The 21,312-nt window shown below is 66.0% G+C and carries 28 protein-coding genes; 11 read left to right on the top strand and 17 right to left on the bottom strand.

From position 1 onward, the window contains the following. Nucleotides 1–29: 29 nt before the first annotated feature. Nucleotides 30–797, top strand: a complete 768-nt coding sequence (locus tag ACSC1S_RS05175) for an NAD(+)/NADH kinase (RefSeq protein WP_435363435.1) — start codon at nt 30–32, stop codon at nt 795–797. A 45-nt stretch (nt 798–842) separates the two neighbouring features. After that, complete coding sequence (locus ACSC1S_RS05180; protein WP_435317840.1) at nt 843–1,301, top strand: DUF7313 family protein; 459 nt, start codon at nt 843–845, stop codon at nt 1,299–1,301. Between the two features lie 418 nt (nt 1,302–1,719). On the opposite strand, the gene ACSC1S_RS05185 is transcribed toward ACSC1S_RS05180, so the two are convergent. From ACSC1S_RS05185 to ACSC1S_RS05220, 8 genes are read right to left on the bottom strand one after another with little or no spacing between them, the layout of a single operon-like run. Then, complete coding sequence (locus tag ACSC1S_RS05185) at nt 1,720–1,977, bottom strand: DUF7314 family protein (RefSeq protein WP_261650772.1); 258 nt, start codon at nt 1,975–1,977, stop codon at nt 1,720–1,722. After that, a complete protein-coding gene (locus tag ACSC1S_RS05190; protein ID WP_435317841.1) occupies nt 1,970–2,293 on the bottom strand; it encodes a DUF7315 family membrane protein in 324 nt (107 codons plus the stop codon). Before ACSC1S_RS05190 ends, ACSC1S_RS05185 begins: the two co-directional genes overlap by 8 nt. 21 nt (nt 2,294–2,314) lie before the next feature. Continuing rightward, a complete protein-coding gene (locus tag ACSC1S_RS05195; protein WP_435317842.1) occupies nt 2,315–3,076 on the bottom strand; it encodes a cytochrome b family protein in 762 nt (253 codons plus the stop codon). 9 nt (nt 3,077–3,085) lie between these two features. Further along, nucleotides 3,086–3,880: a cytochrome b gene (locus ACSC1S_RS05200; protein WP_435317843.1), complete on the bottom strand. Its 795-nt coding sequence runs from the start codon at nt 3,878–3,880 to the stop codon at nt 3,086–3,088. A gap of 3 nt (nt 3,881–3,883) precedes the next feature. After that, complete coding sequence (locus ACSC1S_RS05205) at nt 3,884–4,768, bottom strand: ubiquinol-cytochrome c reductase iron-sulfur subunit (RefSeq protein WP_435363436.1); 885 nt, start codon at nt 4,766–4,768, stop codon at nt 3,884–3,886. Between the two features lie 3 nt (nt 4,769–4,771). Continuing rightward, a complete protein-coding gene (locus tag ACSC1S_RS05210; RefSeq protein WP_435363437.1) occupies nt 4,772–5,161 on the bottom strand; it encodes a DUF7318 family protein in 390 nt (129 codons plus the stop codon). A gap of 3 nt (nt 5,162–5,164) precedes the next feature. Beyond that, nucleotides 5,165–5,827: a plastocyanin/azurin family copper-binding protein gene (locus ACSC1S_RS05215; protein WP_435363438.1), complete on the bottom strand. Its 663-nt coding sequence runs from the start codon at nt 5,825–5,827 to the stop codon at nt 5,165–5,167. A 60-nt stretch (nt 5,828–5,887) separates the two neighbouring features. Beyond that, complete coding sequence (locus ACSC1S_RS05220) at nt 5,888–6,730, bottom strand: DUF7319 domain-containing protein (protein ID WP_435363439.1); 843 nt, start codon at nt 6,728–6,730, stop codon at nt 5,888–5,890. 98 nt (nt 6,731–6,828) lie between these two features. Here ACSC1S_RS05220 and ACSC1S_RS05225 point away from each other — a divergent pair, with 98 nt between their 5' ends. After that, nucleotides 6,829–7,323, top strand: coding sequence for a DUF7321 family protein (locus tag ACSC1S_RS05225; protein WP_435363440.1), 495 nt, complete (start codon nt 6,829–6,831; stop codon nt 7,321–7,323). A gap of 3 nt (nt 7,324–7,326) precedes the next feature. Here ACSC1S_RS05225 and ACSC1S_RS05230 read toward each other — a convergent pair whose 3' ends face one another. Next, the gene (locus ACSC1S_RS05230) at nt 7,327–7,623 is read right to left on the bottom strand and encodes a hypothetical protein (protein ID WP_435363441.1); all 297 of its coding nucleotides are present in this window, start codon (nt 7,621–7,623) and stop codon (nt 7,327–7,329) included. Nucleotides 7,624–7,735: 112 nt separating this feature from the next. Beyond that, nucleotides 7,736–8,422 (bottom strand): endonuclease III, encoded by a 687-nt coding sequence (nth, locus tag ACSC1S_RS05235; protein ID WP_435363442.1) that lies wholly within the window; start codon nt 8,420–8,422, stop codon nt 7,736–7,738. Between the two features lie 404 nt (nt 8,423–8,826). On the opposite strand from nth, the gene mvaD reads away from it, so the two are divergent. Continuing rightward, a complete protein-coding gene (gene mvaD, locus ACSC1S_RS05240) occupies nt 8,827–9,834 on the top strand; it encodes a phosphomevalonate decarboxylase MvaD (RefSeq protein ID WP_435317851.1) in 1,008 nt (335 codons plus the stop codon). 27 nt (nt 9,835–9,861) lie between these two features. Here the strand turns inward: mvaD and ACSC1S_RS05245 are convergent, their stop codons facing one another. Together ACSC1S_RS05245 and cyoE are read right to left on the bottom strand one after the other, a co-directional pair. Then, nucleotides 9,862–10,548, bottom strand: a complete 687-nt coding sequence (locus ACSC1S_RS05245) for a DUF7546 family protein (RefSeq protein ID WP_435317852.1) — start codon at nt 10,546–10,548, stop codon at nt 9,862–9,864. After that, nucleotides 10,548–11,981, bottom strand: a complete 1,434-nt coding sequence (gene cyoE / locus ACSC1S_RS05250; RefSeq protein ID WP_435363443.1) for a heme o synthase — start codon at nt 11,979–11,981, stop codon at nt 10,548–10,550. Before cyoE ends, ACSC1S_RS05245 begins: the two co-directional genes overlap by 1 nt. 111 nt (nt 11,982–12,092) lie before the next feature. On the opposite strand from cyoE, the gene coxB reads away from it, so the two are divergent. From coxB to ACSC1S_RS05270, 4 genes are all read left to right on the top strand, one after another. Then, nucleotides 12,093–12,881, top strand: a complete 789-nt coding sequence (gene coxB / locus ACSC1S_RS05255; RefSeq protein WP_435363444.1) for a cytochrome c oxidase subunit II — start codon at nt 12,093–12,095, stop codon at nt 12,879–12,881. A gap of 142 nt (nt 12,882–13,023) precedes the next feature. Then, nucleotides 13,024–13,872 (top strand): cytochrome c oxidase subunit 3, encoded by an 849-nt coding sequence (locus tag ACSC1S_RS05260; protein ID WP_435317855.1) that lies wholly within the window; start codon nt 13,024–13,026, stop codon nt 13,870–13,872. 25 nt (nt 13,873–13,897) lie between these two features. Beyond that, nucleotides 13,898–15,286, top strand: coding sequence for a hypothetical protein (locus ACSC1S_RS05265; protein ID WP_435363445.1), 1,389 nt, complete (start codon nt 13,898–13,900; stop codon nt 15,284–15,286). Further along, nucleotides 15,283–15,564, top strand: coding sequence for a DUF7410 domain-containing protein (locus tag ACSC1S_RS05270; protein WP_435363446.1), 282 nt, complete (start codon nt 15,283–15,285; stop codon nt 15,562–15,564). The genes ACSC1S_RS05265 and ACSC1S_RS05270 overlap by 4 nt, the downstream gene beginning before the upstream one ends. A gap of 114 nt (nt 15,565–15,678) precedes the next feature. Here ACSC1S_RS05270 and ACSC1S_RS05275 read toward each other — a convergent pair whose 3' ends face one another. Continuing rightward, the gene (locus ACSC1S_RS05275) at nt 15,679–15,954 is read right to left on the bottom strand and encodes a DUF7111 family protein (RefSeq protein ID WP_261650792.1); all 276 of its coding nucleotides are present in this window, start codon (nt 15,952–15,954) and stop codon (nt 15,679–15,681) included. Nucleotides 15,955–16,069: 115 nt separating this feature from the next. Between ACSC1S_RS05275 and ACSC1S_RS05280 the strand changes: the two genes are divergently transcribed. Further along, the gene (locus ACSC1S_RS05280; protein ID WP_435363447.1) at nt 16,070–16,366 is read left to right on the top strand and encodes a PadR family transcriptional regulator; all 297 of its coding nucleotides are present in this window, start codon (nt 16,070–16,072) and stop codon (nt 16,364–16,366) included. A 144-nt stretch (nt 16,367–16,510) separates the two neighbouring features. Then, on the top strand, nt 16,511–17,371 hold the full coding sequence (locus ACSC1S_RS05285) for a DUF5694 domain-containing protein (RefSeq protein WP_435363448.1): 861 nt from the start codon (nt 16,511–16,513) through the stop codon (nt 17,369–17,371). Nucleotides 17,372–17,383: 12 nt separating this feature from the next. On the opposite strand, the gene ACSC1S_RS05290 is transcribed toward ACSC1S_RS05285, so the two are convergent. Next, nucleotides 17,384–17,563 (bottom strand): hypothetical protein, encoded by a 180-nt coding sequence (locus ACSC1S_RS05290; RefSeq protein WP_435363449.1) that lies wholly within the window; start codon nt 17,561–17,563, stop codon nt 17,384–17,386. A gap of 4 nt (nt 17,564–17,567) precedes the next feature. Beyond that, nucleotides 17,568–18,710, bottom strand: coding sequence for an acyl-CoA dehydrogenase (locus tag ACSC1S_RS05295; RefSeq protein ID WP_435363450.1), 1,143 nt, complete (start codon nt 18,708–18,710; stop codon nt 17,568–17,570). A gap of 229 nt (nt 18,711–18,939) precedes the next feature. Here ACSC1S_RS05295 and ACSC1S_RS05300 point away from each other — a divergent pair, with 229 nt between their 5' ends. Next, nucleotides 18,940–20,001, top strand: a complete 1,062-nt coding sequence (locus ACSC1S_RS05300) for a phytoene/squalene synthase family protein (protein WP_435363451.1) — start codon at nt 18,940–18,942, stop codon at nt 19,999–20,001. Nucleotides 20,002–20,146: 145 nt separating this feature from the next. Here ACSC1S_RS05300 and ACSC1S_RS05305 read toward each other — a convergent pair whose 3' ends face one another. Together ACSC1S_RS05305 and ACSC1S_RS05310 are read right to left on the bottom strand one after the other, a co-directional pair. Then, the gene (locus tag ACSC1S_RS05305) at nt 20,147–20,332 is read right to left on the bottom strand and encodes a hypothetical protein (RefSeq protein ID WP_435363452.1); all 186 of its coding nucleotides are present in this window, start codon (nt 20,330–20,332) and stop codon (nt 20,147–20,149) included. Between the two features lie 69 nt (nt 20,333–20,401). Beyond that, the gene (locus ACSC1S_RS05310) at nt 20,402–21,265 is read right to left on the bottom strand and encodes a 3-hydroxyacyl-CoA dehydrogenase family protein (protein ID WP_435363453.1); all 864 of its coding nucleotides are present in this window, start codon (nt 21,263–21,265) and stop codon (nt 20,402–20,404) included. Nucleotides 21,266–21,312 lie beyond the last annotated feature (47 nt).

Consider the following 21,312-nt stretch of genomic DNA (forward strand, 5'->3'; position numbering starts at 1 on the left):
TTTTGTCGGCGGGGACGCGAGTACGACACATGGACAGCGTGGCGGGCGACGAGGAGCAGTCGCCGGTGGTCGGAGTCGCGGGCGAGTCGGACACAGAGCGCGTCGCCGCGGTGGAAGCGGCCGTCGCCGACACCGGCGCGACCGTCCTCCGTGAGGACCCGGCGACCCTCGCCGAAGCGTCGCCGACGTTTGTCGTCGCGGTCGGCGAGGCCGCAGTACTCGACCTCGTCCGCGGTGGCGTCGACGTTCCAGTCCTGCCAATCGATGCCGGTGCCGGCCTCAGGTCGGTCCCGGCCCACGCTCACGACGAGGCGATAGCCGCCGCGGTCGCGGGCGAGACCACGGCCGAATCGCGCCGGTGCTTCGACGTGTCTGTCGATGGCGACAGTGCAGTTGCACTGTTCGACGTCATGCTCGTGACCGCCGAACCCGCCCGAATCTCCGAGTACGCCGTCCGCTCCGGGGGCCACCTCGTCTCGAAGTTCCGGGCCGACGGCGTCGTCGTCGCCACCCCGACCGGGAGCCACGGCTACGCGAAGGCCGCGGGCGGGCCCACGCTCGAACCCGGCACGGGAACCGGTGTCGCCGTCCCGATATCGCCGTTCGCCATCCAGTCCGACCACTGGATCGTCGACGACGACGACCTCGTGCTCTCGGTCGAGCGCGACGAGGGAGCCGTGTTGCTCCGAATCGACGACCGTGCGTTCTGCGAGGTCGGGCCCGACGTGACCGTCTCGCTCTCTGCCGGCCCCACCCTCACGGTGCTCTGTACCCCTGCGAGTGCCGGTCGGTGGTAGGGCGCTTTGGAAAAACTCTAATGGAACGGGGACAGAGTGACGACCATGGACCCAGATACGATGTTCGGACCCCTCGACCAGGTGCTCGCCCAGGAGGTCGTCGGCGGGGTCCTGGCCATCGAGTACCTGCTGCTGGTGCTCGTCGTGCTCAACATGGGCACGCGCTTCCTCGCGTATCGGCGCGACGTGAAGCAGGCTGCTCAGGAGGACACTGAATCGCTCTCGCGCTGGATGCCCCACGAGGCCATGAACGTCGTGCTCATCCTCGCGACGTTCTACTACACGACCATCGAACCACACGGCGGCGTCGTCCTCTCGATGCTCGTCGTCGGCATGTTCCTCGCCGACTTCTTCGAGTTCGAGGTCCGCGAAGTCGACGTCCGCAAGGACGCGAAGCCGCGCGCCCCGAAGGGCGCACTCGGCGCGTCCGCGTTCGTCCTCGCCTACGCTGGCTACCAGTCCCTGTTCTTCCTCGTGAAGGGCGTCTGGACGGCCATCATCTGAACCGGCGCTTCCAGTCGCATCTTCCTTCTGTCCGTCACCCCCGAACAGCCACCGGTAGGACCGAAACCGGGCGTCGTCTGTCACACCCGGTGCGACGGGAGTCACTGTTCGGAGACTCGCGTTCGGCCGCGTCCATCTCTCCGGCTCCAGTCGACACACGGAGCCCGAGTAACCCTCGCCGTGTCGGAGCCGGCCGCTCGACCCGCGCCGACACTCGGACCCGCTAACTCCCTCGTCGCATGACCGTGCTTGTCGGCTGGCCGTGCGGCGCTATCGGTGCCACACGATTCGTGCTGCGCTGTGCGTGCTGTGCTGTACGTATTGCGCTGTGCGTACTGTGCTATGTGTCCTGCACTATCTGTACAGTCCCGCCGCTGGCGACGAGCGACAGAGAGGAGAGAAGTACGTCGACCGCGACCTAGTCTGCCAGTTCTGCGCGCAGTCCCTTCGCGGCCGGGAGGACGACCCAGAAGGTCAACATCCCGAGGACGGCGAACCAGAACAGGCCGTTCTTGACCATGATACCGAGGGCGTCGTACGCGCCGGGGTTCTCCGGTCCCGCCCCCGTCAGCTGTGCGCCCTCGAAGCTCGGCGTGTTGTACCATCCGGCGAGCACCATCCAGATGAGGCCAGCGCCAGTGCCGATGGCGAGGCCCTTGCCAAATTCGTCAGCCATTGTCTGAATCTTCGGAGGAGTCGTCTTTAGACTTTCCCATTCCCGCGGTCCGGAACCGTGTCGAGAAGGCGTACACTGCTGCGCCGAAGACGATGAGTCCCAGGCCGACCAGCGCGAGCACGACGTTCACCTCCGAGAGTTCGGCCGTCGCGCGGTTGGTCGCCGAATCGAGCAGGATGAACCCCGAGATGACGCCGGCCATCGCGAGCAGCGTGGCGACCACGGTCACCGTCTTGTACACCCGCAGTGGCACCTCGACCTCGCGACCGCGTGGGCCAGCCGAGTCTGGCGACTGTGTTTCGTCTGTATCGTCCATGAGAGGAGAGAACGGGCGAAGTTACTTCGGCGGGCGCAGGCGGTAGTAGCGCCGGTTGAGGCTGTACATGTACCCCTCCTGCATCGACTTGAACACCGCGTACGCGATGAGGCCCGCGATGGGCGGGATGAGGAACGTCAGGTCGAACAGCAGGTGGGAGTCCATCGGGAGCAGGTTCTTGACCGACAGCGCGGAGATGGTGAACGCGAACACCACGCCCATCACACCGACCGCTGCCCAGAACGGCTGTTCCACGGGCCGCCGTGCGCTCCCCTTGTTCAGGAAGGGCACGATGGAGATGAACCCGACGACCACGACGTTCGCGAGAACACCGTAGGTACGGTCGGACACCAGCTTGTCGCCGCCGAGGATGCTCAGCTCGGGGTTGAGCGGGCCGAGCTTCAACAGGCCGAACGACCAGTAGAGATACCAGTCGGGCAGGATGATCGCCGGCGTCGTCGATGGGTCCGCCGGCGGGCCGATGTGCGGCGGAAGCGTGGCCGAGAGGAAGATGATCATCCCGACGAAGAAGCTCGTCAGGGCGAGGTTGCGGATCATCTCGTGGGGCCACGTCGGGAACGCGAGCACGTCACGCTCGACGTAGTCGGACTCCATGCGGAGGTCCTGGTCCTCGCGGCGCGCGCGCTCGAAGTACTCGTAGGTCAGCCGAGAGAGGCCCTGCGTGCGCTCCTTGCGCTCACGCCACGTCGGGACCTCGTCGTCCGGCGCGACGATGCCGGTACCGCTGCCGTCTGTCATAGGTTCGTTGTTTTCGTCTGCCATGATTCTCGATTAGTGCGGTTCCGCGATTCCCTGCATCCAGACGATGCCGATGTGGATGGCGATGAGGGTCGTCACCACGAACGGCAGCACGAACACGTGGATGATGTACATGCGCTGGAGCGTCGACTGGCTCAGCGAGAAGCCGCCGAACAGGAGCTGTGCGACCCACTCACCCGCGAGCGGGATGGACAGCGACATCTCGACGCCGATCTGGCCAGCCCAGTACGCCAGCTGGTCCCACGGGAGCAGGTAGCCGGTGTACCCGAACACCATCGTCAGGGAGATGAGGATGATGCCGAGGATCCAGTTGAGCTCGCGCGGTTCCTTGTACGCGCCCGTGAAGTACACACGGAGCATGTGCAGGAACACTGCCGCGACCATCACCTGGGCGGACCACCGGTGGATGGACCGGAGCATGAACCCGAAGTTCAGGTCGGTCATGATGAACACGATGCTGTTGTACGCGGTCGACGGGTCGCCCGTCGTCGCCGGGGAGTAGTAGAACCCGAGCAGTGCGCCGGAGAGTGCCGCGACGACGTACGCTATCGTCGAGAAACTCCCTAACGCGTACAGTGGGTACCAGTACCAGAACTTGTTGTCGAGGTTGTACTGCTCCGTGTGGCTCTTCGGCATCTGGAAGTTGACCTTGTAGTAGAGGTTCTCGACGAGCTCCAGGTAGTCCACGAGCCGGAGACGCTGGTCCATCCAGATGAGGACGGTCAGATACGTCTTCTCCACGGGGGTGAGGTCCTTCGTCTGCATCCACCCGCCGTGGTCGTATTCGTCCTTCTTCTCGAGACTCATGGGTCAGTCCCTCCCCGGCCGTGGCAGTGCCACGAACGATTTCTCGACGATGTTGAACGGGTCGTACACCGACTGGTGGCACTGGCAGTAGATCGCGTCTGCCGCGGCGAACTTCGCCGAGCCCTCCTTCTTGAACCCGGGGACGCAGCAGAAGTGCGTACACTTGTTCAGGTGTGCCATCACACCCTGGTCCGTACTGGCGGCGAGCCAGCTGTCGGGGTTCTCCTTGGCCATCTGCTCGATGCGCTTCGAGCGGATGATCTCGACCGGCATCGTCTCCGCCGGTTCGAGCCCCTCGGAGCGCCAGGTGCCGGTCGCCGGTTTCCCGATGCCGGGCGTGCCGACGCCGTTCTCCCAGGTCTCGTAGTCCTCGAAGTCGCTGAGCTTCATCCGGTCGCCGCCGCTGACGTCGGAGCTCTGCCACTCGTACTGGGAGCTCTCAGTGTACCGGAAGTAGTTCGTCAGGTCGGAGTTCTCCTCCTGTGCGTCGGGGTACACGCCAGTGTACGTCTGGACGCCACAGTACTGGAACCACTCCGAGGAGTAGGTAACGCCAGCGATGTCCTGCTTGGCGACCTTGACCTCCCGACCCTGCTGGGTCTCGGTGGACACCTCGGGCCAGACGCCCTTGATGTAGTAGTCGTCTTCGCCATCGATGGGTTCGAGTTCGATGGGAATCTGTGGCATCCCGCGCGGCGCGGGACCGTCCGTGTTCTCGACCGCACGGAAGGTGGTTGTCCCACCACCCTGGCCGCTCGGGGCTGTCGCGGAGTTGACCGCGGCGGACCCTGCAGTGGTAATCCCTGCAAGTGTCGCACCGCCCACGACGCCCTTTACGAAGCGGCGACGGTCCGATTCGACCGGATATTTGTCTTCGTCGACTGGCATGGTTTATTTCTTGTAGTAGGGGTAGACAGCACGCTTGAGTGTGTCCATGGCGGATGCACCGCCGATACTGACGCCATCGGCGTCCTCCTCGCGGATGTAGAGGTCCTCCCACTTGCGACGACGCTTCTTGACGATCATCACGTCGGGGAGGAACTCCTTGCGGTACAGCATCAGGATGAACGCGAGGTCGACGAAGATGATCGCGAGCAGGAACCCGAGATACATGTTCCCGACTTCGTCGAGGCCCCACCCGTTGACGAGACCGAACGTGAACAGACCGACGAACACGATCTCGATGACGGTGAGGAGCACGATGGCGACTGCTGCGGCCGTGCTCTCGCGAGCCGGTTCGTAGCGGTGGATGTCACCGTAGTTGCTTCCTTTCGTTGACATTGTTTACTTCCTCCCTGGGCTGCTGGTGTGTGCGGATTCGCCGTACTTGATGACGTAGAACGTGAACATGAGCGAGGCGATGATCGCGAGGATGGTCGCGATGCCGACCCAGTGTGCCTGGAACGGGACGCCCATGTGTTCGGGGTCCGCTTCGCCGCCGCCACCACCGCTGGACGGTGCCTGGCCGGTCTCGTTGACCACGATGGAACCGACCATCCCGAGGCCGGCGTGGGGGTCACACTGGTACTCGTAGGTGCCCAGGGTCTCGAACGTCGAACTGAACGAGAACCCGGTGTTCTCGATGGGCGTGTGTCCCTCCCACGATGCGCCTTCGGGGACGCTCGTCGGACTCACGTTGTGGTTGTCGGACTCCCAGACGAACTCGACGGTCGTCCCGGGCGTGATGTACAGGGGGCTGTCCGTCCCGGGTGTGTACACGTATTCGCCGCCGGGCCCGACCTGGACGGTCTCTGTACCTCCGCCGCCGCCACCAGAGGTGCCGGTTCCAGTACCTGTCCCGGTACCTGTGCCGGTCCCCGTGGCGGTGCCGGACGTTCCGGAGGTCGTCGTTGTCTCCTCCTGCCCGGCAGCAGACGCCGCCGTGCTCGCTGCTGCAGCGCCTCCGGCAACGCCGCTGGCAGCCTTCAGAAAGTCCCGCCTATTCATACATGAAATGCTCAGGATTGGGTTCGCTTAAACCCACCGATGCCGCCGCCGAGAACGGGGTTAGGAATCGGGGTTTGCGGCGGATTCCGTCGGTTCGGCTCCACCGTTGGACGGTATCGCCTCGTGGCCTTCGATGGGCTCGACAGGCGGGAGGAACTCGGGGCGCTCACCGTCTTCGAGGCCGATGGCTCGGAGCCGGTCCTTGTACTCCTTCGCCCGGAAGCGGTCGGACAGGCGGGCGTTCGCGACGGTCAGGAAGAGGATACCGGCGGTGAGCAGGAAGACGAGTCCGGCGACCACCATCACCCCTTTCGCGATGGCAGCGTCGCCCGGGCCGCCCGGGTTCGGGGCGAACGCTGCGCCGCCGAACAGTGCCAGCGCACTCAGGGCGAGCACGAACGCGACGGCCTGGAGCATCCAGTTGCCGAGCTGGCCGCTGCCTTCGGGCACCTCGTCGGGGTGGGGCAGGACGGCGTTCGCCTGCGCGTCCGACGGGTCGTACTCCTCCATCGAGCAGAGCGCGACGGTCGGTTTGACGTCCCGGAGGACGGTCCCGAACCCGTCCGTCGAGCCGTCGGGGTACACCAGCGCGTAGCCCTCGTCGGAGTACGCGAGCAGACAGTGCTCGCCCTCGTACCGGACGCGCTCGACGATGGCGAACACGTCGCGGCTGGCGACCTGGGCGTTCAGGTCGCGTTCGACGCGGTCGAGAAGCTCCTCGCCGACGATCCACGTCTCGGGGTCGAACACGGCGTCCCACTCCTCGTAGGACATCTCGGCCATGTCCTGTGGGCCGAAGTTCTCGAAGTCGTAGGTCTCCTCGACACGTCGGCGGAGTTCGTCCTCGGACGGCTCCGCCACGTCGGTGTCGGACCCGCCGTCCGCCCGTTTCGGTCGAGTCATCTGCCGGGAGGTTAGGTCTGGACCAGTATACGCTTTCCGAACGCGTCTCCCTGCCCGGATTCAGACCGTTTAACCCGACGGCCCACCGAGACAGGCACATGGTCGCCGACACGACGATTGCGACGGTCGCGCTCGCCCTCGTGACGGCGAGTTTCCCGTTCTATCTGTACGGTGCCTGGATCATGATCGACACCGACACCGTCACCTGGGACGTGCTCATCTACCACCTGAAGTTCATCGTGACCGGGCTCACCCTGAACACGGTGCCGGTGGTCACCTGGATGGGCCCGCGACTGTTCGAACAGCTCGGCGGGCTGTCCGCACTGCACGCCTTCCTCGGGCTGCAGGCGTACGCCCTGCTGGTGTTCGCTCTCACGGGTATCGTCCGTATCCTCGGCGCGAAGCGCCGGTACAACCTGTATCACGACCCGGACCAGGACGTCGACCTGGACGACCTCGGGGAGAACATGGAACACTGGCGGCGACGCCTCCGCGTCGGCGTGTTCGGGTACGTGGTCTTCTGGATACTCGCGTACATCGTGGGCGTCGCTCGCTATCTCATCAGGTACGGGTTCCTCCAGGCCCCGTTCTGAGGCTCAGTTCGGTCCCTGGTTGGGCATCTCGTCGGGGCCGTTGTCCGCGTTGGTCTGGTTCTGGGCGGTCGTGCTCTCTTTCTCGGTGTTCTTCTGTCGGCCGGGCTCGCGCTCTGTCTCTTCACGGTCTTCGACGGACTCCTCGTGCGCTTCGTCGGTGCGCTCGCGCTCCTCCGCCGGAACCGGTTCGTCGGTCTCGCCGGGTGGGTTCTCCCCGCGCTCTCCGAGTTCGTCGGGGATGCCGGACTCGTTTCGTTGCTCGACGTGTGTGTTCTGGTCGCGGGATTCCTCGTCTCCCATACCTCCCGCTTACGCCGACACCGAGGTCAGTGTCGCGCCTATTCCACTAGCCCTCGCGGCTGCATGAGTGGAAAACAGTCGATTGTTATCAACTTCACTGGGTGGGAGGGTTCTACGTCCAGGGCTCGCCAGAGGCGAGGTCGACCTCGCCGTCGCCCTTCTCCGACGGGCAGATGTCCGCGAGGACGCACGCGTCGCAGTCGGGGTTGCGTGCGTCACAGACCGCTCGCCCGTGGTCGATGAGCAGATGGGTGAACTGCTGCCAGTGCTCCTCGGGGACGACCGGCATGAGGTCGTCCTCGATGGCGTCAGGGCGCTCCTCCTCGGTCAGGCCCAGCCTGCGGGAGATGCGCTGGACGTGCGTGTCGACGACGATACCCTCGACGATGTCGTGGCCGTGCTGGAGGACGACGTTCGCGGTCTTGCGGCCGACGCCCGGCAGCTCGGTCAGCTCGTCCATGGTGTCTGGCACCTCGCCGTCGTGTTCCTCGACCATGATGCGCCCGGCCTCGACGAGGTAGCCCGCCTTGTTGTTGTGGAAGGTGATGCCGTAGATGTCCTCCGCGAGTTCTTCCTCGTCGGCCGCAGCGTAGTCGGCCGCGGTCTGGTACTTCTCGAACAGGTCCTCGGCGACCTTGTTGACGCGCTCGTCCGTGCACTGTGCCGAGAGGACGACCGCCACCAGCAGCTCGAGGCGGTTACGGTAGCGCAGCGAGATGGTCGAATCGGGATACTCCTCCTGGAGTCGGTCGACGACCGTTTCGGCCTGTTCCGTGCGTGAATCGAGTGGTGTGCCCATGGTGGAGTGTACGAGGGGCCGGGTTTCAGCGGTTCGGTTCGCGGAGTCGTGTGACCTTACGTGTAATGGCCAATGGTTATGCGCCGTGCGAACAACCACCATAGTGAGGCGTTCCCCGTCCGACTCTGCCGGGCGCTCGTTCCACCTGCCTGTGAGGCACCCATACACACGCTTCGGAGCGGCCGTCCGGCGGGTAGGGGGGTCCGGGGAAGCCTCGTGCCCGAAGCACCTCGTGAACCGACACCACTGGACTCCGTCCAGGCCCGACCACCGGGTGCCTCCGACGACCAGAGCCAGCGAACCAGTACCTGGCACCCGGCTTCTCGTTTCCGGACGTTCCGACAGCTTCGACCTCGCCGACCGTTGCCGTGACTTTTAAGCGCGCACTCGTTGGGTACTCACATATGAAAGCAACCGCGATGGCGCACCCGATCCAGGGCCTCGTCAAGTACCACGGTATGCGTGACTCCATCGAACGACTCCCGTACCACGATTCCATCAGCGTGTGTACGGCCCCGAGTCACACCAAGACGACCGTGGAGTTCTCCATGGACTACGACGAGGACGTCTACATCGTCGACGGCGAGGAACTCGACGGGCACGCGTACGACCGGGTCGAGCGCGTCGTCGAGAAGGCGCGCTCGATGTCCGACGCCGCCCACACCGTCTACCCGGTGAAGCTCGAATCCGAGAACTCCTTCCCCTCCAACGTCGGGCTTGGCTCCTCGTCCTCCGGCTTCGCGGCCGCCGCGATGGCCCTGGCCGAGGCCGCCGAACTCGACGCCACACTGGAAGACATCTCGACCATCGCGCGCGTCGGCTCCTCCTCTGCGGCCCGCGCCGTGACAGGCGGCTTCTCCTACCTGAGCGCCGGTCTCAACGACGAGGACTGCCGCTCGCACCGCATCGAGACGGCGCTCGACGACGAACTCAAGACCATCGTCGCGCTCGTCCCGGCGTACAAGAACACGGACGACGCGCACGAGGAGGCCGCGGACAGCCACATGTTCGACGCCCGGCGCGCCCACGTCCAGGACCAGCTCGTCGAGATGAAAGACGCGCTCCACGACGACGACCTCGACCGCGTCTGTGAGATCGCCGAGCACGACTCGCTCTCGCTGGCCGCGACGACCATGACCGGTCCCGACGGGTGGGTCTACTGGCAGCCCGCCACGCTCGCCGTGTTCAACAAGGTCCGCGAACTCCGCAACGAAGGCTACCCCGACGACGACGACGTCGACTCGGTGCCGGTGTGGTTCTCGACCGACACCGGCGCGTCCGTGTACGTGAACACGACCGCCGAGCACGCCGAGCGGGTCAAGGAAGCCGTCGCGGAGACGGGCGTCCGCACGACCATCTGGGAGGTCGGTGGCTCCGCGAAGTTGCTCGACGACGACGAAGGTCTCTTCTAACCGAGCGCGACCGTTTTCGACACAGGGTTACCGGAACGACGGCCGCCAGTACAGCAATCCCACGGTCACGACGAACACGCCCGTCGAGAGCGGGAGCGACTGCTGCATCGCCGCCGTCGCCAGCGCCGAGGAACTCCCGGCCACACCGGTGACGATGGTCGCGATGACCGGCCAGCTACAGGAGACACAGGAGAGCAGGCCGAGGACGCCCGAGACGGCCGAACCGGCCGCGTCGATGATGGTCGCGTACACCAGGTATGTCAGCGCGGCGTAGCCGATCAGCTTGTACGGAAGGATGGTCACGTTCACCAGCTGGCTCTCGTAGGAGAAGGCGGGGCCGAACCCCGGCGGGAGCGCGGTCGAGACGTACCAGCCGAACGAAGGCTGGTATGCGCCGGTGTCGAAGAACATGTAGCCCTGGCTCCAGAGCCCCCCGAAGTACGCGAGGACGAGACCGTATCCGAGGGCGATGGCCGCGGCGCGGCGCTTCCGTCCGGTCGGTGCGGGTGGCACCTTCGCCCGCCAGAGCGCCCACAGTCCGAGGTTCACCCAGACGAACGGGAGCACGAGCGTCCCGAGCGAACTGGTCCCGCCGCTCGCGAGGAACAGGCCGACCAGTAGTGCCTCGCCGGTCAGGACGATGAAGAAGGCAAAGAGCGTCTCCGGTTCGGGAACGACCGTCTCCGGGTCGAGGTCGACGCGTTCGAAGGCCATCAGAAGGCGAGTGAGTCGACGACGATGGCCACCAGGAGCGCGCCGAGGTAGGCGTTCGAGGCGTGGAACGCGCGGAACGCGGCGTCCGACGTCTGCTCGTGGTGGAGTCGGACGACCATCCAGAGGAACACCGCCCCGAGGGCCACGCTGACGAGCGCGTACAGCAGCCCCAGCGACGAGACCGCCGAGAGGAACGCCGCACTGACCAGCGTCGCCGCGAGGTACCAGACGATGTGCTTTCGCGTCACGGCCTCACCCCGGACGACCGGGAGCATCGGGAAGCCGCCGCGGGCGTAGTCCTCCTTGTACGCCAGCGCGAGGTTGTAGAAGTGCGCCGGCGTCCACAGGAAGATGACGCCCGCGAGCGCGAGCCCGGGGAGGCCGATGGTCTCCGTGACAGCGGCCCAGCCGATGAGCGCGGGGAGCGCGCCGGCCGCGCCGCCGATGACGGTGTTCGAGACGTAGTTCGGCTTCAGCACCAGCGTGTACACGACGCTGTAGAACACGATGGCGGTCAGACCCAGCCCCGCGGCGAGCAGGTTGAGTTGGGCGAACGCGAACAGTGACGCGGCGGTGAGCAGGAAGCCGAACGCGAGTGCGTTCCGGACCGGAATCACGTCGACTGCGAGCGGGCGGTCGGAGGTCCGCTGCATCCGGCGGTCGACGTCGCGTTCGAGGACCTGGTTGAACGTCCCGCTCGCGCCGATGGAGAGGATTCCCCCGAGGAGCGTCCAGCCGACCGTCTCGAGTCGCAGCGCCGGACCGGCAGCCAGTGCCATTCCGGCGGCAGCGACGAGGCAGAGGAGCCACATCAGCCGCGGCTTCATCATCCGGAAGTACGCGTTCGCAGTGAGTTTCGCGCGTGCGAGGAGCCCCGATGGCAGCTCGACGCGGCCGTCTGTCGGTTCCCCGTCGAACGCGTCGGGCTCGGGAACCGGGTCCCAGTCGGGCTCGCTTGCGGTTTCGGTCTCGAGCGTCCACGCCAGCGCGACGACGATGGCGGTGAAGATGCCGACGCCGACCGTGAGGTGGACGGCCGACAGCAGGCCGGTCGAACTGGTCGTCGCGGCGACCGCCCCGAGACCCACCTGGAGCGGGTACAGTACGAGTGAAAGTGTCAGCGCGAGCCGGACCCGACGGTCCACGTCACGGCCGAGCCAGGCGACCGCGACCGTCGCGAGGACGGTCAGGCCCACCAGCAGGGCAGCGACGCGGTGGCCCCACGCGATGACGAGGGCCTGGTCCGACAGAGGGACGACCCACTGTCCGTTGCACGCCGGCCACGTCGGGCACGCATCCGAGGCACCCGTGATGGCTGTCGTCGCCCCCACGATGATGAGCAGGTAGACGCCCATCGCCGCTGTTGCGAGCAGCCCGGTGAAACGGGCGTGGGTCCTGACGGGGGTCGGGAATTGACGAGACACGGCAATCACTGGATGATTCGGCTCCGCGTACTTAGAGCCCGCGCTTTGCCGCCAGACAGCGGTCCCCGGTGGCGAAAGTCAGCACATATTTAACCCCGAGTTCCTAACCGTCGAATCGACATGAACGCAAAGCGGCTGGCCCCGGCTGCCCTGCTCGGGGCGGCGTTCCTGCTGCTGCTCGCGGACCCGGTCGCAGCGCAGGCGTCGACAACAGAAGAGGCGATTCGGGGACTGAACGAGAAACTGCTCGTCGTCGCCATCCCCATCACGGTACTCGTCGAGGGCGTCCTCATCTACACCGTCCTCAAGTACCGCAAGAGCGACGAGGCGAAGCCGACGCGGGAGAACCGCCGGCTGGAGATAACCTGGACCGTCGCGACGGCGGTCATCCTGCTGTTCGTCGGCCTCTCCGCCACGATGACGATGGCCGACCCCGCCATCATCGCGGACGGCGTGGACGACCGCGCGGACGTCCCATCTGACGCCGAGCACATCGGCGTCGAGGCGCGGACGTACGCCTGGACGTTCACCTACGACAAGCACAACGTCACCTCCAGCCAGAAGCTCGTCATCCCGAAGGACCAGGAGACGTACTTCAACGTCACCACACAGGACTGGCTGCACGCGGTCCACGTGCCTGGACTCGGACTCAAGCAGGACGCGGTCCCCGGCCAGAACCACTACCTCATGACCGAGGCGAAGGAGGTCGGCACCTACCAGGGCTACTGTGCTGAGTACTGTGGTGTCGGTCACTCGGGCATGATGTTCGAGGTCGAGGTCATGCCCCAGGACGAGTACCAGGACTGGCTCACGTCCCAGTGTGAGGACGCTGGCGGGAGCTGGGACGCTGGTGCCCAGACCTGTACCGCGGGCAACAGTTCGTCGTCCAGTTCGGCCGTCGCAGCATAACGGTTCCCGACGCTCGTTCTTCACCGGTCTCGCGTCCACCGCCAGAGCCTCGCGTTCGGCACACGTCCCCACGCTTGCTGTCAGATATGCCGGGCGAACACGCTTGGATGGATTTTTAGTAGTCGGGTCGTAAGCCCCGTGTATGACAGTCGCGGAAGACGCTGACGACCACGGTCACGGGCACCACCTGCCGGCCGTCGAGGACTGGCCGAAGGGGTTCGGCGAGGCCAGCTGGTGGCCCTTCATCACGGCCATCGGTGGGGGCGGAATCTACCTCGCCGCGGCCCTCTTCGTACTGGCGAACAAGGATATTCTCGGCATGGGCGCGTTCACCGGCGTCGCCATCGGGAGCACGTTCCTGTTCCTGGTCGGGCTGTTCGGGTGGCTCTACCACACCTTCATCAGCACGTTCTGGGAGCGCGGCGCGAACGAGAAGAGCGAACACAAGCTCCGCTGGGGGATGGTCGCGTTCCTCGGGAGCGAGGTCGCCACGTTCAGTGCCGGCTTCATCTACTACTTCTTCATCCGGGTCGGTGGCCTGGGTGAACTCCCGCACCTGTTCGGGAGCCTCGTCATCATCAACACGCTGTTGCTGGTGCTGTCGAGTGTCACCATCCACTTCGCGCACACGTCCCTGCTGAAGGGTAACCGCAAGCGCTTCATCGGGCTGCTCGCCGCGACGCTCCTGCTGGGCGTCGTCTTCATCGGCGGCCAGGTGTACGAGTACTACAAGTTCATCGCACACGACGGCTTCATCGTCGGTGCCGAAGCGTTCGACCAGACCTTCGCGTCCGGCTTCTACGCGCTGACCGGCCTGCACGGCCTGCACGTGAGCCTCGGTGCGGTCCTCATCGGCATCGTGTTCGTCCGCGCTCTGCGCGGACAGTACTCCGCGGAGCGCCACGTCTCCGTGAGCACCGTCTCGATGTACTGGCACTTCGTCGACGCCGTCTGGATCTTCCTCGTCGTCGTCCTGTACGCCGGCGCGTAAGCCAGCCAGACACATTTCGTTCTCGATGATTCGCTGGACCCGGAGCCGCCGCGCACTCGTCGCCCTCCTCGGAGTGGTGACGCTGGCGTCCGGAACGGCGCTCGCCCATGGTGGCTCCCTGCGCGGACAGGCGGAGACGCTCACGATTCCGACGTGGCTGTTCCTGCTGACCGGCGGAGCCGCCGTCGGGGCGTCGTTCCTGCTCGCGACGCTCGTCACGGACCGGCGGTGGATCGCCACCATCGACGACTGGCAGCGGTTCCTCGGCCGCGTCCCTGCCGCCGTCAGAACCTACCTCGCGCCGGCGGTCGGCCTCGTCGGATTGGCCGCGATCCTCGGCTTCGGCTTCTTCGCACCGACCCTCGGACTGGATGCACCGCTTCGTAATCTCGCGGTGTTGCTCGTCTGGGTCGGCTGGTGGGCCGGCTACACGATGTCGGTGTACCTGGTCGGGAACACCTGGCCCGCGCTGAACCCGTTCCGGACCCTCGCACGAATCCTGCCGACGCGAGGGCGGTCGTACCCCACGGACGCGGGCGCGTGGCCGGCCGTCTTCGGCCTGCTCGCGCTGGTGTACGTCGAGGTCGTCACGCCACTGGCCGACGACCCGCAGCTCCTCGCGGGAGTCGTCGCGGTGTACGGCGTGCTGACGCTGGCCGGTGCCGTGACGTTCGGCCACGAGACGTGGTTCGCACGCGCCGACCCGGTGTCGCGAGTGTTCCAGGCATACGGGCGCGTCGCACCCCTCGCACGCACCGACGACGGCCTCCGGCTCCGACTGCCCGGGATGGCCCTCTCGGACGCGAGCGAGCACCGGGGCCCGGGCGAGGTTGCGTTCGTCGTCGCCCTGCTGTGGGGGACGACCTTCGACGGCTTCGTCACCACGCCCGCGTGGGGCGACTTCGCCAGGGCTGCCGTGGCAACGGGTGTGCCGGCCCTGCTGGTGTACCTCCTGACGTACCTGCTCGGGTTCGGCGTGTTCCTCGGCGCGTACCTGCTGGCGGCCCGGCTGGCGCGCCGGACCGGCGACACCTACCTCACCGCGCGCGAACTCGCGCGCCGGTTCGCCCCGCCCCTGCTCGCTATCGCGGCGGGGTACCACCTCGCGCACTACCTGGGGTACTTCGTCTCGCTGTCGCTCCCGCTGGGGAGCGCGCTGGCGACCCCGCTCTCGCCGCCGCTGAACCCCCAGCAGTTCGTGCTACCGTCGTGGATCGCCGGGCTCTCCCTCGCGTTCGTCCTGCTCGGGCACCTGCTCGCCATCTGGGTGGCCCACGCGGCCGCCTACGACCTGTTCCCGAGCCGCCTGCAGGCCGTCCGCAGCCAGTACCCGTTCATCGCCGTGATGGTGCTCTACACGATGGTGAGCCTGTGGGTCGTCGCGGAACCGAACCAGCTGCCACCGTTCCTATGACACGCAGAATCGACCATGCCGAGTTAGAGACCGAGGTGCCCGCGGGTGAGGAGCCGCATCGCTGCCCGTACTGCGACCGCCCCTTCCGGGAGGCAGAGTACCGCACCTTGCACGTCGGATTGACCCACTACGACGTGATGACCGACGACGAGCACGACCGGTTCCAGGACGCCTATCGCGGCGAGTCCGACGAACTCGGGCTGTTCCGACTCAAGACGTTCGCGGTGCTGGTGCTGTTGTACTTCGGGATGCTGATGCTCTACTCGATAGTCACCTGAAAACGCGACGCGAAATCGCGTCACCGCGTCGGGTGTGCTATGGAAAGTCGACGCGGATATGCTCGTTTTCTGCCGTGTTTGATAAGTGTTCTTTTGTGTGGTTGTTCACGTCCCTCACATGCCCATGTCTTCGGCGGCCCCGGGCACGGGAAGGTCGTGCTCGGAGACGCCCAGCAGCTCGGCGACGTGGTCGAGCGCCATGTCGAAGCCGTAGTAGCGCTCGAGTTCGTCGCCGTCGGCGGTCGGGCGGACCTTCAGCATCGCGTAGCCCTCGATGTTCTGGGCGACTGCCGCCGTCTTCCCGCCCTTGTCGAACTCCAGGAGGCGTTCCGTCTCGGTCTCGGAGTAGCGTGCTGTGATGCCGTTCGCCTCGGCAGTGTCGTCGCTCATACCCCCGCTTGGGACCGGGTGTTTTCGTACGTACCGGTTCCGTGCGACCCTGCCGACGTCGGTGGGCCGTCTCGCAAACGAAACACACCTGTGACCCGCGCGACACCGTCGAGGTATGACGAAGTGGCTCCAGAGTGGCCGCCGCCGCGACCTCTGCTTCCTCCTCGCGGACGCGGGCGAGCTTCCGGCCCAGCGCCTCAAGACGCGCCTCGAACAGCACTACGACGACCGTATCGACCCGAAGTCGTTCTACGGAACGCTGGAGGCGATGGTCGGGTCGGGCTTCCTCACGACGCGGACGGAGGGGCTGCACGACGTGTACGCGCTGACCGAGGCGGGCGAGGCACGGCTCCGCGAGCACTACGAGTGGGTCAGTTCGTGCGTCGATGGCAATACGGGCGAGGTCGAGTAGGCGGACATCTCCCCTCGTCTCGGCGGGTTCGGGTTGGGCGAACGAGGTGTCGGACAGGGCCTCTACCACCACCTCGGTGTAAGAACGCCGACAGAAATGCGTTTCTGCTGACGTTTTTCTCCCGTCCGTGATACCAGTCCGACGATGACACGAGGACGAACCGAGACACAGCACCACTGGCCAACGCCCCGCCCCCACGAGACCGAGGTCCTCCTCCTCGGAACGTACCACATGGACAACCCCGGTCTGGACGTGGTGAACGTCGATGCCGACGACGTGCTGGCACCGGCCCGGCAGCGGGAACTTCGTGACCTTGCCGACCGACTGATATCCTGGGACCCGGACCTCGTCGCCATCGAACGCCCCCACGACCGACAGGACCAGGTCGACTCGCTGTACGAGGACTATCGAACTGGTGTCCGAACCTACGATGCGGAAGCCACCGTCGACCCCCCGCATCCCGCGCGGAACGACCCGACCACAGAGTGTCGAAGCGAGACCGTGCAGGTCGGGTTCAGGCTCGCAGACCGACTCGACCACGAACGAGTTCACGCCGTCGACTGCCCGATGAGACTCGACGCCCGGACAGACGACGAAGCAGAGGCGGTCGACCTCGGCGAACTGACCCGGAGAGCCACGTCGGAACTCGATGTCCCACTCCCGGACCCCGGGGCGAAGCAACGTGAAACCGACGAACACCTGCACGAATCGACCATCCCGGAACACCTTCACTGGCTGAACCAGGAGGACCGTCTTCACGGAAATCACGACCTGATGTTCGCGGCCGCGATGGCTGGTACAGACCGTCGGTATCTCGGCTCCGAACTGCTGGGAGCGTGGTACGAACGAAACCTGCGAATGGTCGAGAACGTCTGGCGGGCGACCGACGACACCGACGAACGGGTCCTCCTCCTCGTCGGGAGCGGGCACGTCCACGTCCTCCGCCACCTCTTCGACGAGATGCCGATGTGCTGCCCGGTCAGCCCGCTTCCGCTGCTCGGATGAGTCCTGTCTCTTTCACGCCCGGAACGTGGCCCGGAAGAGTCCGACTGCGAGCAGCGTGCCAGCCGCGAGGAACCCGGCCGCGACGAACACGCCGGGACCCGACGCGAGCCCGAAGCTCCCGAGCAGGATTCCCACGAGAAACAGCCCGCCGGCGATGCCGACCCCGAGCCAGCCGGCCCGGAGCAGGCCCATCGACTCAGTCGAGCAGCTGTGCCGCGATGGTGTTCCGGAGGACCTCGGAGGTCCCCTCGTAGATCTCGTTCAGCTTCGCGTCGCGGTAGAAACGCTCCGCGGGGAAGTCCTTCGTGTAGCCGTAGCCGCCGTGGATCTGGATGCCCTCGTTGGCGACCTCGCGGCTGATCTCGGAGGCGTAGAGCTTGGCCTGTGCGGCCTCCTTGATGAACTTCTCGCCGCGGATCTTCTTGTCCGCGGCCTGGTGCATCAGCAGCTTCGCGCACTGGATCTTCGTGTCCATGTCCGCGAGCTTGTGCTGGATGGCCTGGAACTCCGAGATGGGCTGGTCGAACTGCTCGCGCTGCTGGGAGTACTCGAGCGCCTGGTCGAGCGCGGCGCGCGCGATGCCGACGGAGCGGGCCGCGATGGTGATGCGGCCGCCGTTGAGCGTCTTCAGCGCGTGGACGAAGCCGTCGCCCTCGTCGCCGAGGAGCCGGTCTTCGGGGATGCGCAGGTCGTCGAAGCGGAGTTCTGCGGTCGGACAGCCCTTGTCGCCGAGCTTGTCCTCGGTTCCCTCGACGATGAAGCCGTCGTCCTCCTCGGGGCGGACGATGAACGAGGAGATGCCCTTGTTGCCGGCGTCGGGGTCGGTCTTCGCGAAGACGGTGACGGTGTCGGCGACCGACCCGTTGGAGATCCAGAGCTTGCCGCCGTTGATGACGTACTCGTCGCCGTCACGCTTCGCGGTCGTCGTCATCGCGGGCACGTCGGAACCGGCCTGGGGCTCCGAGAGCGCGAACGCGCCGATGTCTTTCCCTTCGGCGAGCGGTGTGAGGTACTCCTGTTTCTGGTCCTCGTCACCGAACTCGTAGAGCATGTTGCCGGCGAGCGAGATGTGGGCGGCGACGATGGTGCCGAGGCCGCCAGAGCCGCGCGAGATCTCCTCCAGGCCGATGGCGTAGGAGTGGTAGTCGAGGCCGGCACCACCGTACTCCTCCGGGAAGGGCATGCCCATGAGGCCGAGGTCGGCCATCTCCGAGACGAGGTCGGCGGGGAACTCGTCGTCGTGGTCGATGTCGGCGGCGACCGGCACGACCTCCTCGTCGACGAAGTCCGCGACCATGTCACGAATCTGCTTTTGTTCAGTGGAGAGACTGAAGTCCATACACGAAGGTACGGCCGTCGTCCCTTTACTCTTGCTACAACCCTCTCGAAAATACCTGATAATCACGGTTGCTGTCCGATTCCCGGTCCCTGTCTCTCCCGAAAGGTAGAAACGACTACAGGCCTCCCATCATGAGTATGGAGCATCCGGTTCGCCGACAGGGCCACCCCGCTGTGAAGACTACCACGGCAGGTGGGTTTTTCAGAGTGGAATACACAGGGGTAGGTGGATGAACGAGGAACAGGCCGCGTATCCCGTGGACGACGACCTCGCGTGGTGTTACGACGCGGTGCAGGGCGTCTCGCGGACGTTCGCGATCACCATCGAGGAACTCGAGGAGCCGACGGCCCGTCACATCTGTCTGGGCTATCTGCTCTGTCGCGTTGCCGACACCGTCGAGGACGCGGGCCACATCCCGCCGGCGGAGAAGGCCGAGCTGTTGCGCATGTATGCGGACGTGCTGGACGAGGAAGACCCGACGACCGCCGTGGACTTCCGCGAACAGGTCGACCCGTGGATTCCGGACGAACTGAACGACGACTGGGAGGTGGTCGCGGAGTCACCCCGCGTCGTCGAGACGTATCGACAGCTCTCGCCGGAGGCCCGCGAGGACATCCTGCCGCCGGTGCTCGAACTCACCAACGGCATGGCCGAGTTCGTCGACCGCCACGCCGACTCGGGCGGACTCCGCATCCAGACGCTGGACGAACTCGAGGAGTACTGCTGGTACGTCGCCGGCACGGTCGGCTCGCTCGTCACCGGACTGGTGACCCGCGGCACGTCCGAGTCCCGCGAGACCCGTCTCTGGGACAACGCGCGCTCGTTCGGGCTGCTGTTGCAGCTCGTCAACGTCGCCAAGGACGTGAGCGACGACTACCAGGAGGAGAACAACGTCTACCTGCCCGCCGAATGGCTGGCCGAGGAGGGCGTCGACCGTGACAACGTCCTCGACCCCGAGAACGAGGAGGAGGTCGCGACGGTCATCGAGCGCGTGGTCGACCACGCCTCGGGCTACCTCGACGACACGCAGACCTACCTCGAAGCGCTCCCCGAGCATCGCGGGAACCGCCTCTCGGCGTGGGGCATCCCCTACCTGCTCGCGGTCGCGACGCTGCGGGAACTGCGCAAGCGCCCCGCCGACGTGGTCCGCGAGGGTGGCGTGAAGATCTCCCGGATGGAGGTCATCGCCATCATCGGCTGGTTCCGCCAGCACGGCGACCGGCAGGCGCTGGAGCAGGTCCGCAACATCATCGAGAACAAGCCGCTTCACGAAGCCGACGTGTCGGTGTAGCCCGGTCTGGCGACGGGCTGCGCCGGCTGTACCGTCGACCGCCAGGCACTATTTCCTGACTCGCGAGTCACAACCATGGTCGCCGACGGCGCTGGGACTGGGACAGCGAGCGGGCTACTGCTGTGGGACCAGACGGCAGCAGCCGTCAGAACTGGGGCTCGAAGCCGCGGCGCTCGGCGACCGTCCGCCCGAGGGCGAACAGTGGCACGCCGAGCAGCGCGGACCCGACGAGGAGTCCCCAGAACGTCGTCGGCGTGACGAACACGACCCCGGTTCGGGGGACGAGGAGGAGCAGCGCGACGACAGCGATGGCTGCGTGTGGAGGGCGCATCGGCTAGGTCGTCTCATGGATTCGACAAATAGTTTCTGCGGTCGCGGGGTTGACCCCGGGAGTCGGCGCTCAGTCGTACTCGTAGAAGCCCTTGCCCGTCTTCTTGCCGAGGTCGCCCGCGTCGACCTTGCGCTTCAGCAGGTACGCCGGCTTGTACCGGTCGCCGAGTTCCTCGTGGAGCGTCTCGGTCGCGTGCAGGCAGATGTCCAGCCCGATGTGGTCGGCCAGCTGGAGGGGGCCCATCGGGACGTTCGTCCCGAGTTTCATGCCCGTGTCGATGTCCTCCTTCGTGGCGACGCCCTCGTCGAAGGCGCGGATGCCCTCGTTGATCCACGGCATGAGGATACGGTTCGCGACGAAGCCGGGCTTGTCGTCGGACTCCCAGGTCTCCTTGCCCATCGCCTCGGCGAGGTCGTGGGCGAGCTGGAGGGCCTCGTCGCTGGTCTTCTCGCCGTAGACGATCTCGACGCCCTTCATCACCGGGACGGGGTTCATGAAGTGGAGGCCGACGACGCGCTCCTCGGAGTCGATGGCGGAGGCGATCGTCGTGATGGAGAGCGTGGAGGTGTTGGTCGCGATGAAGGCCTCGTCGTCGACGACGCCTTCCAGTTCCGCGAAGATGTCCTGCTTGATGTCCATGTCCTCCAGGGCGGCCTCGACGACGGCCTGGCAGTCCGCGAGGTCGTCGAGCGCGGTCGTGCCCTCGATTCGCTCCATGGTCTCGGCCTTCTCGGTCTCGCTCAGCTTGTCCTTCGCGACGAACCGGTCGAGCGAACTCTCGATGCTGTCGAACCCGTTCTGGACGTACTCGTCCTCGATGTCGCGCATGACGACGTCGTAGCCGTGCATGGCGGCGACCTGTGCGATGCCGCTGCCCATTGTCCCTGCGCCGATGACGCCGATCCGCTCGATGCTGTCGAGGTCGTACACCATGTGTCGCAATTCTTGCGAACCCGTCCTAAGCCTGCCGGTCCCAGCGC

The sequence above is a fragment of the Haloarchaeobius pelagicus genome (assembly GCF_051207375.1).
Taxonomy (GTDB): Archaea; Halobacteriota; Halobacteria; order Halobacteriales; family Natrialbaceae; genus Haloarchaeobius.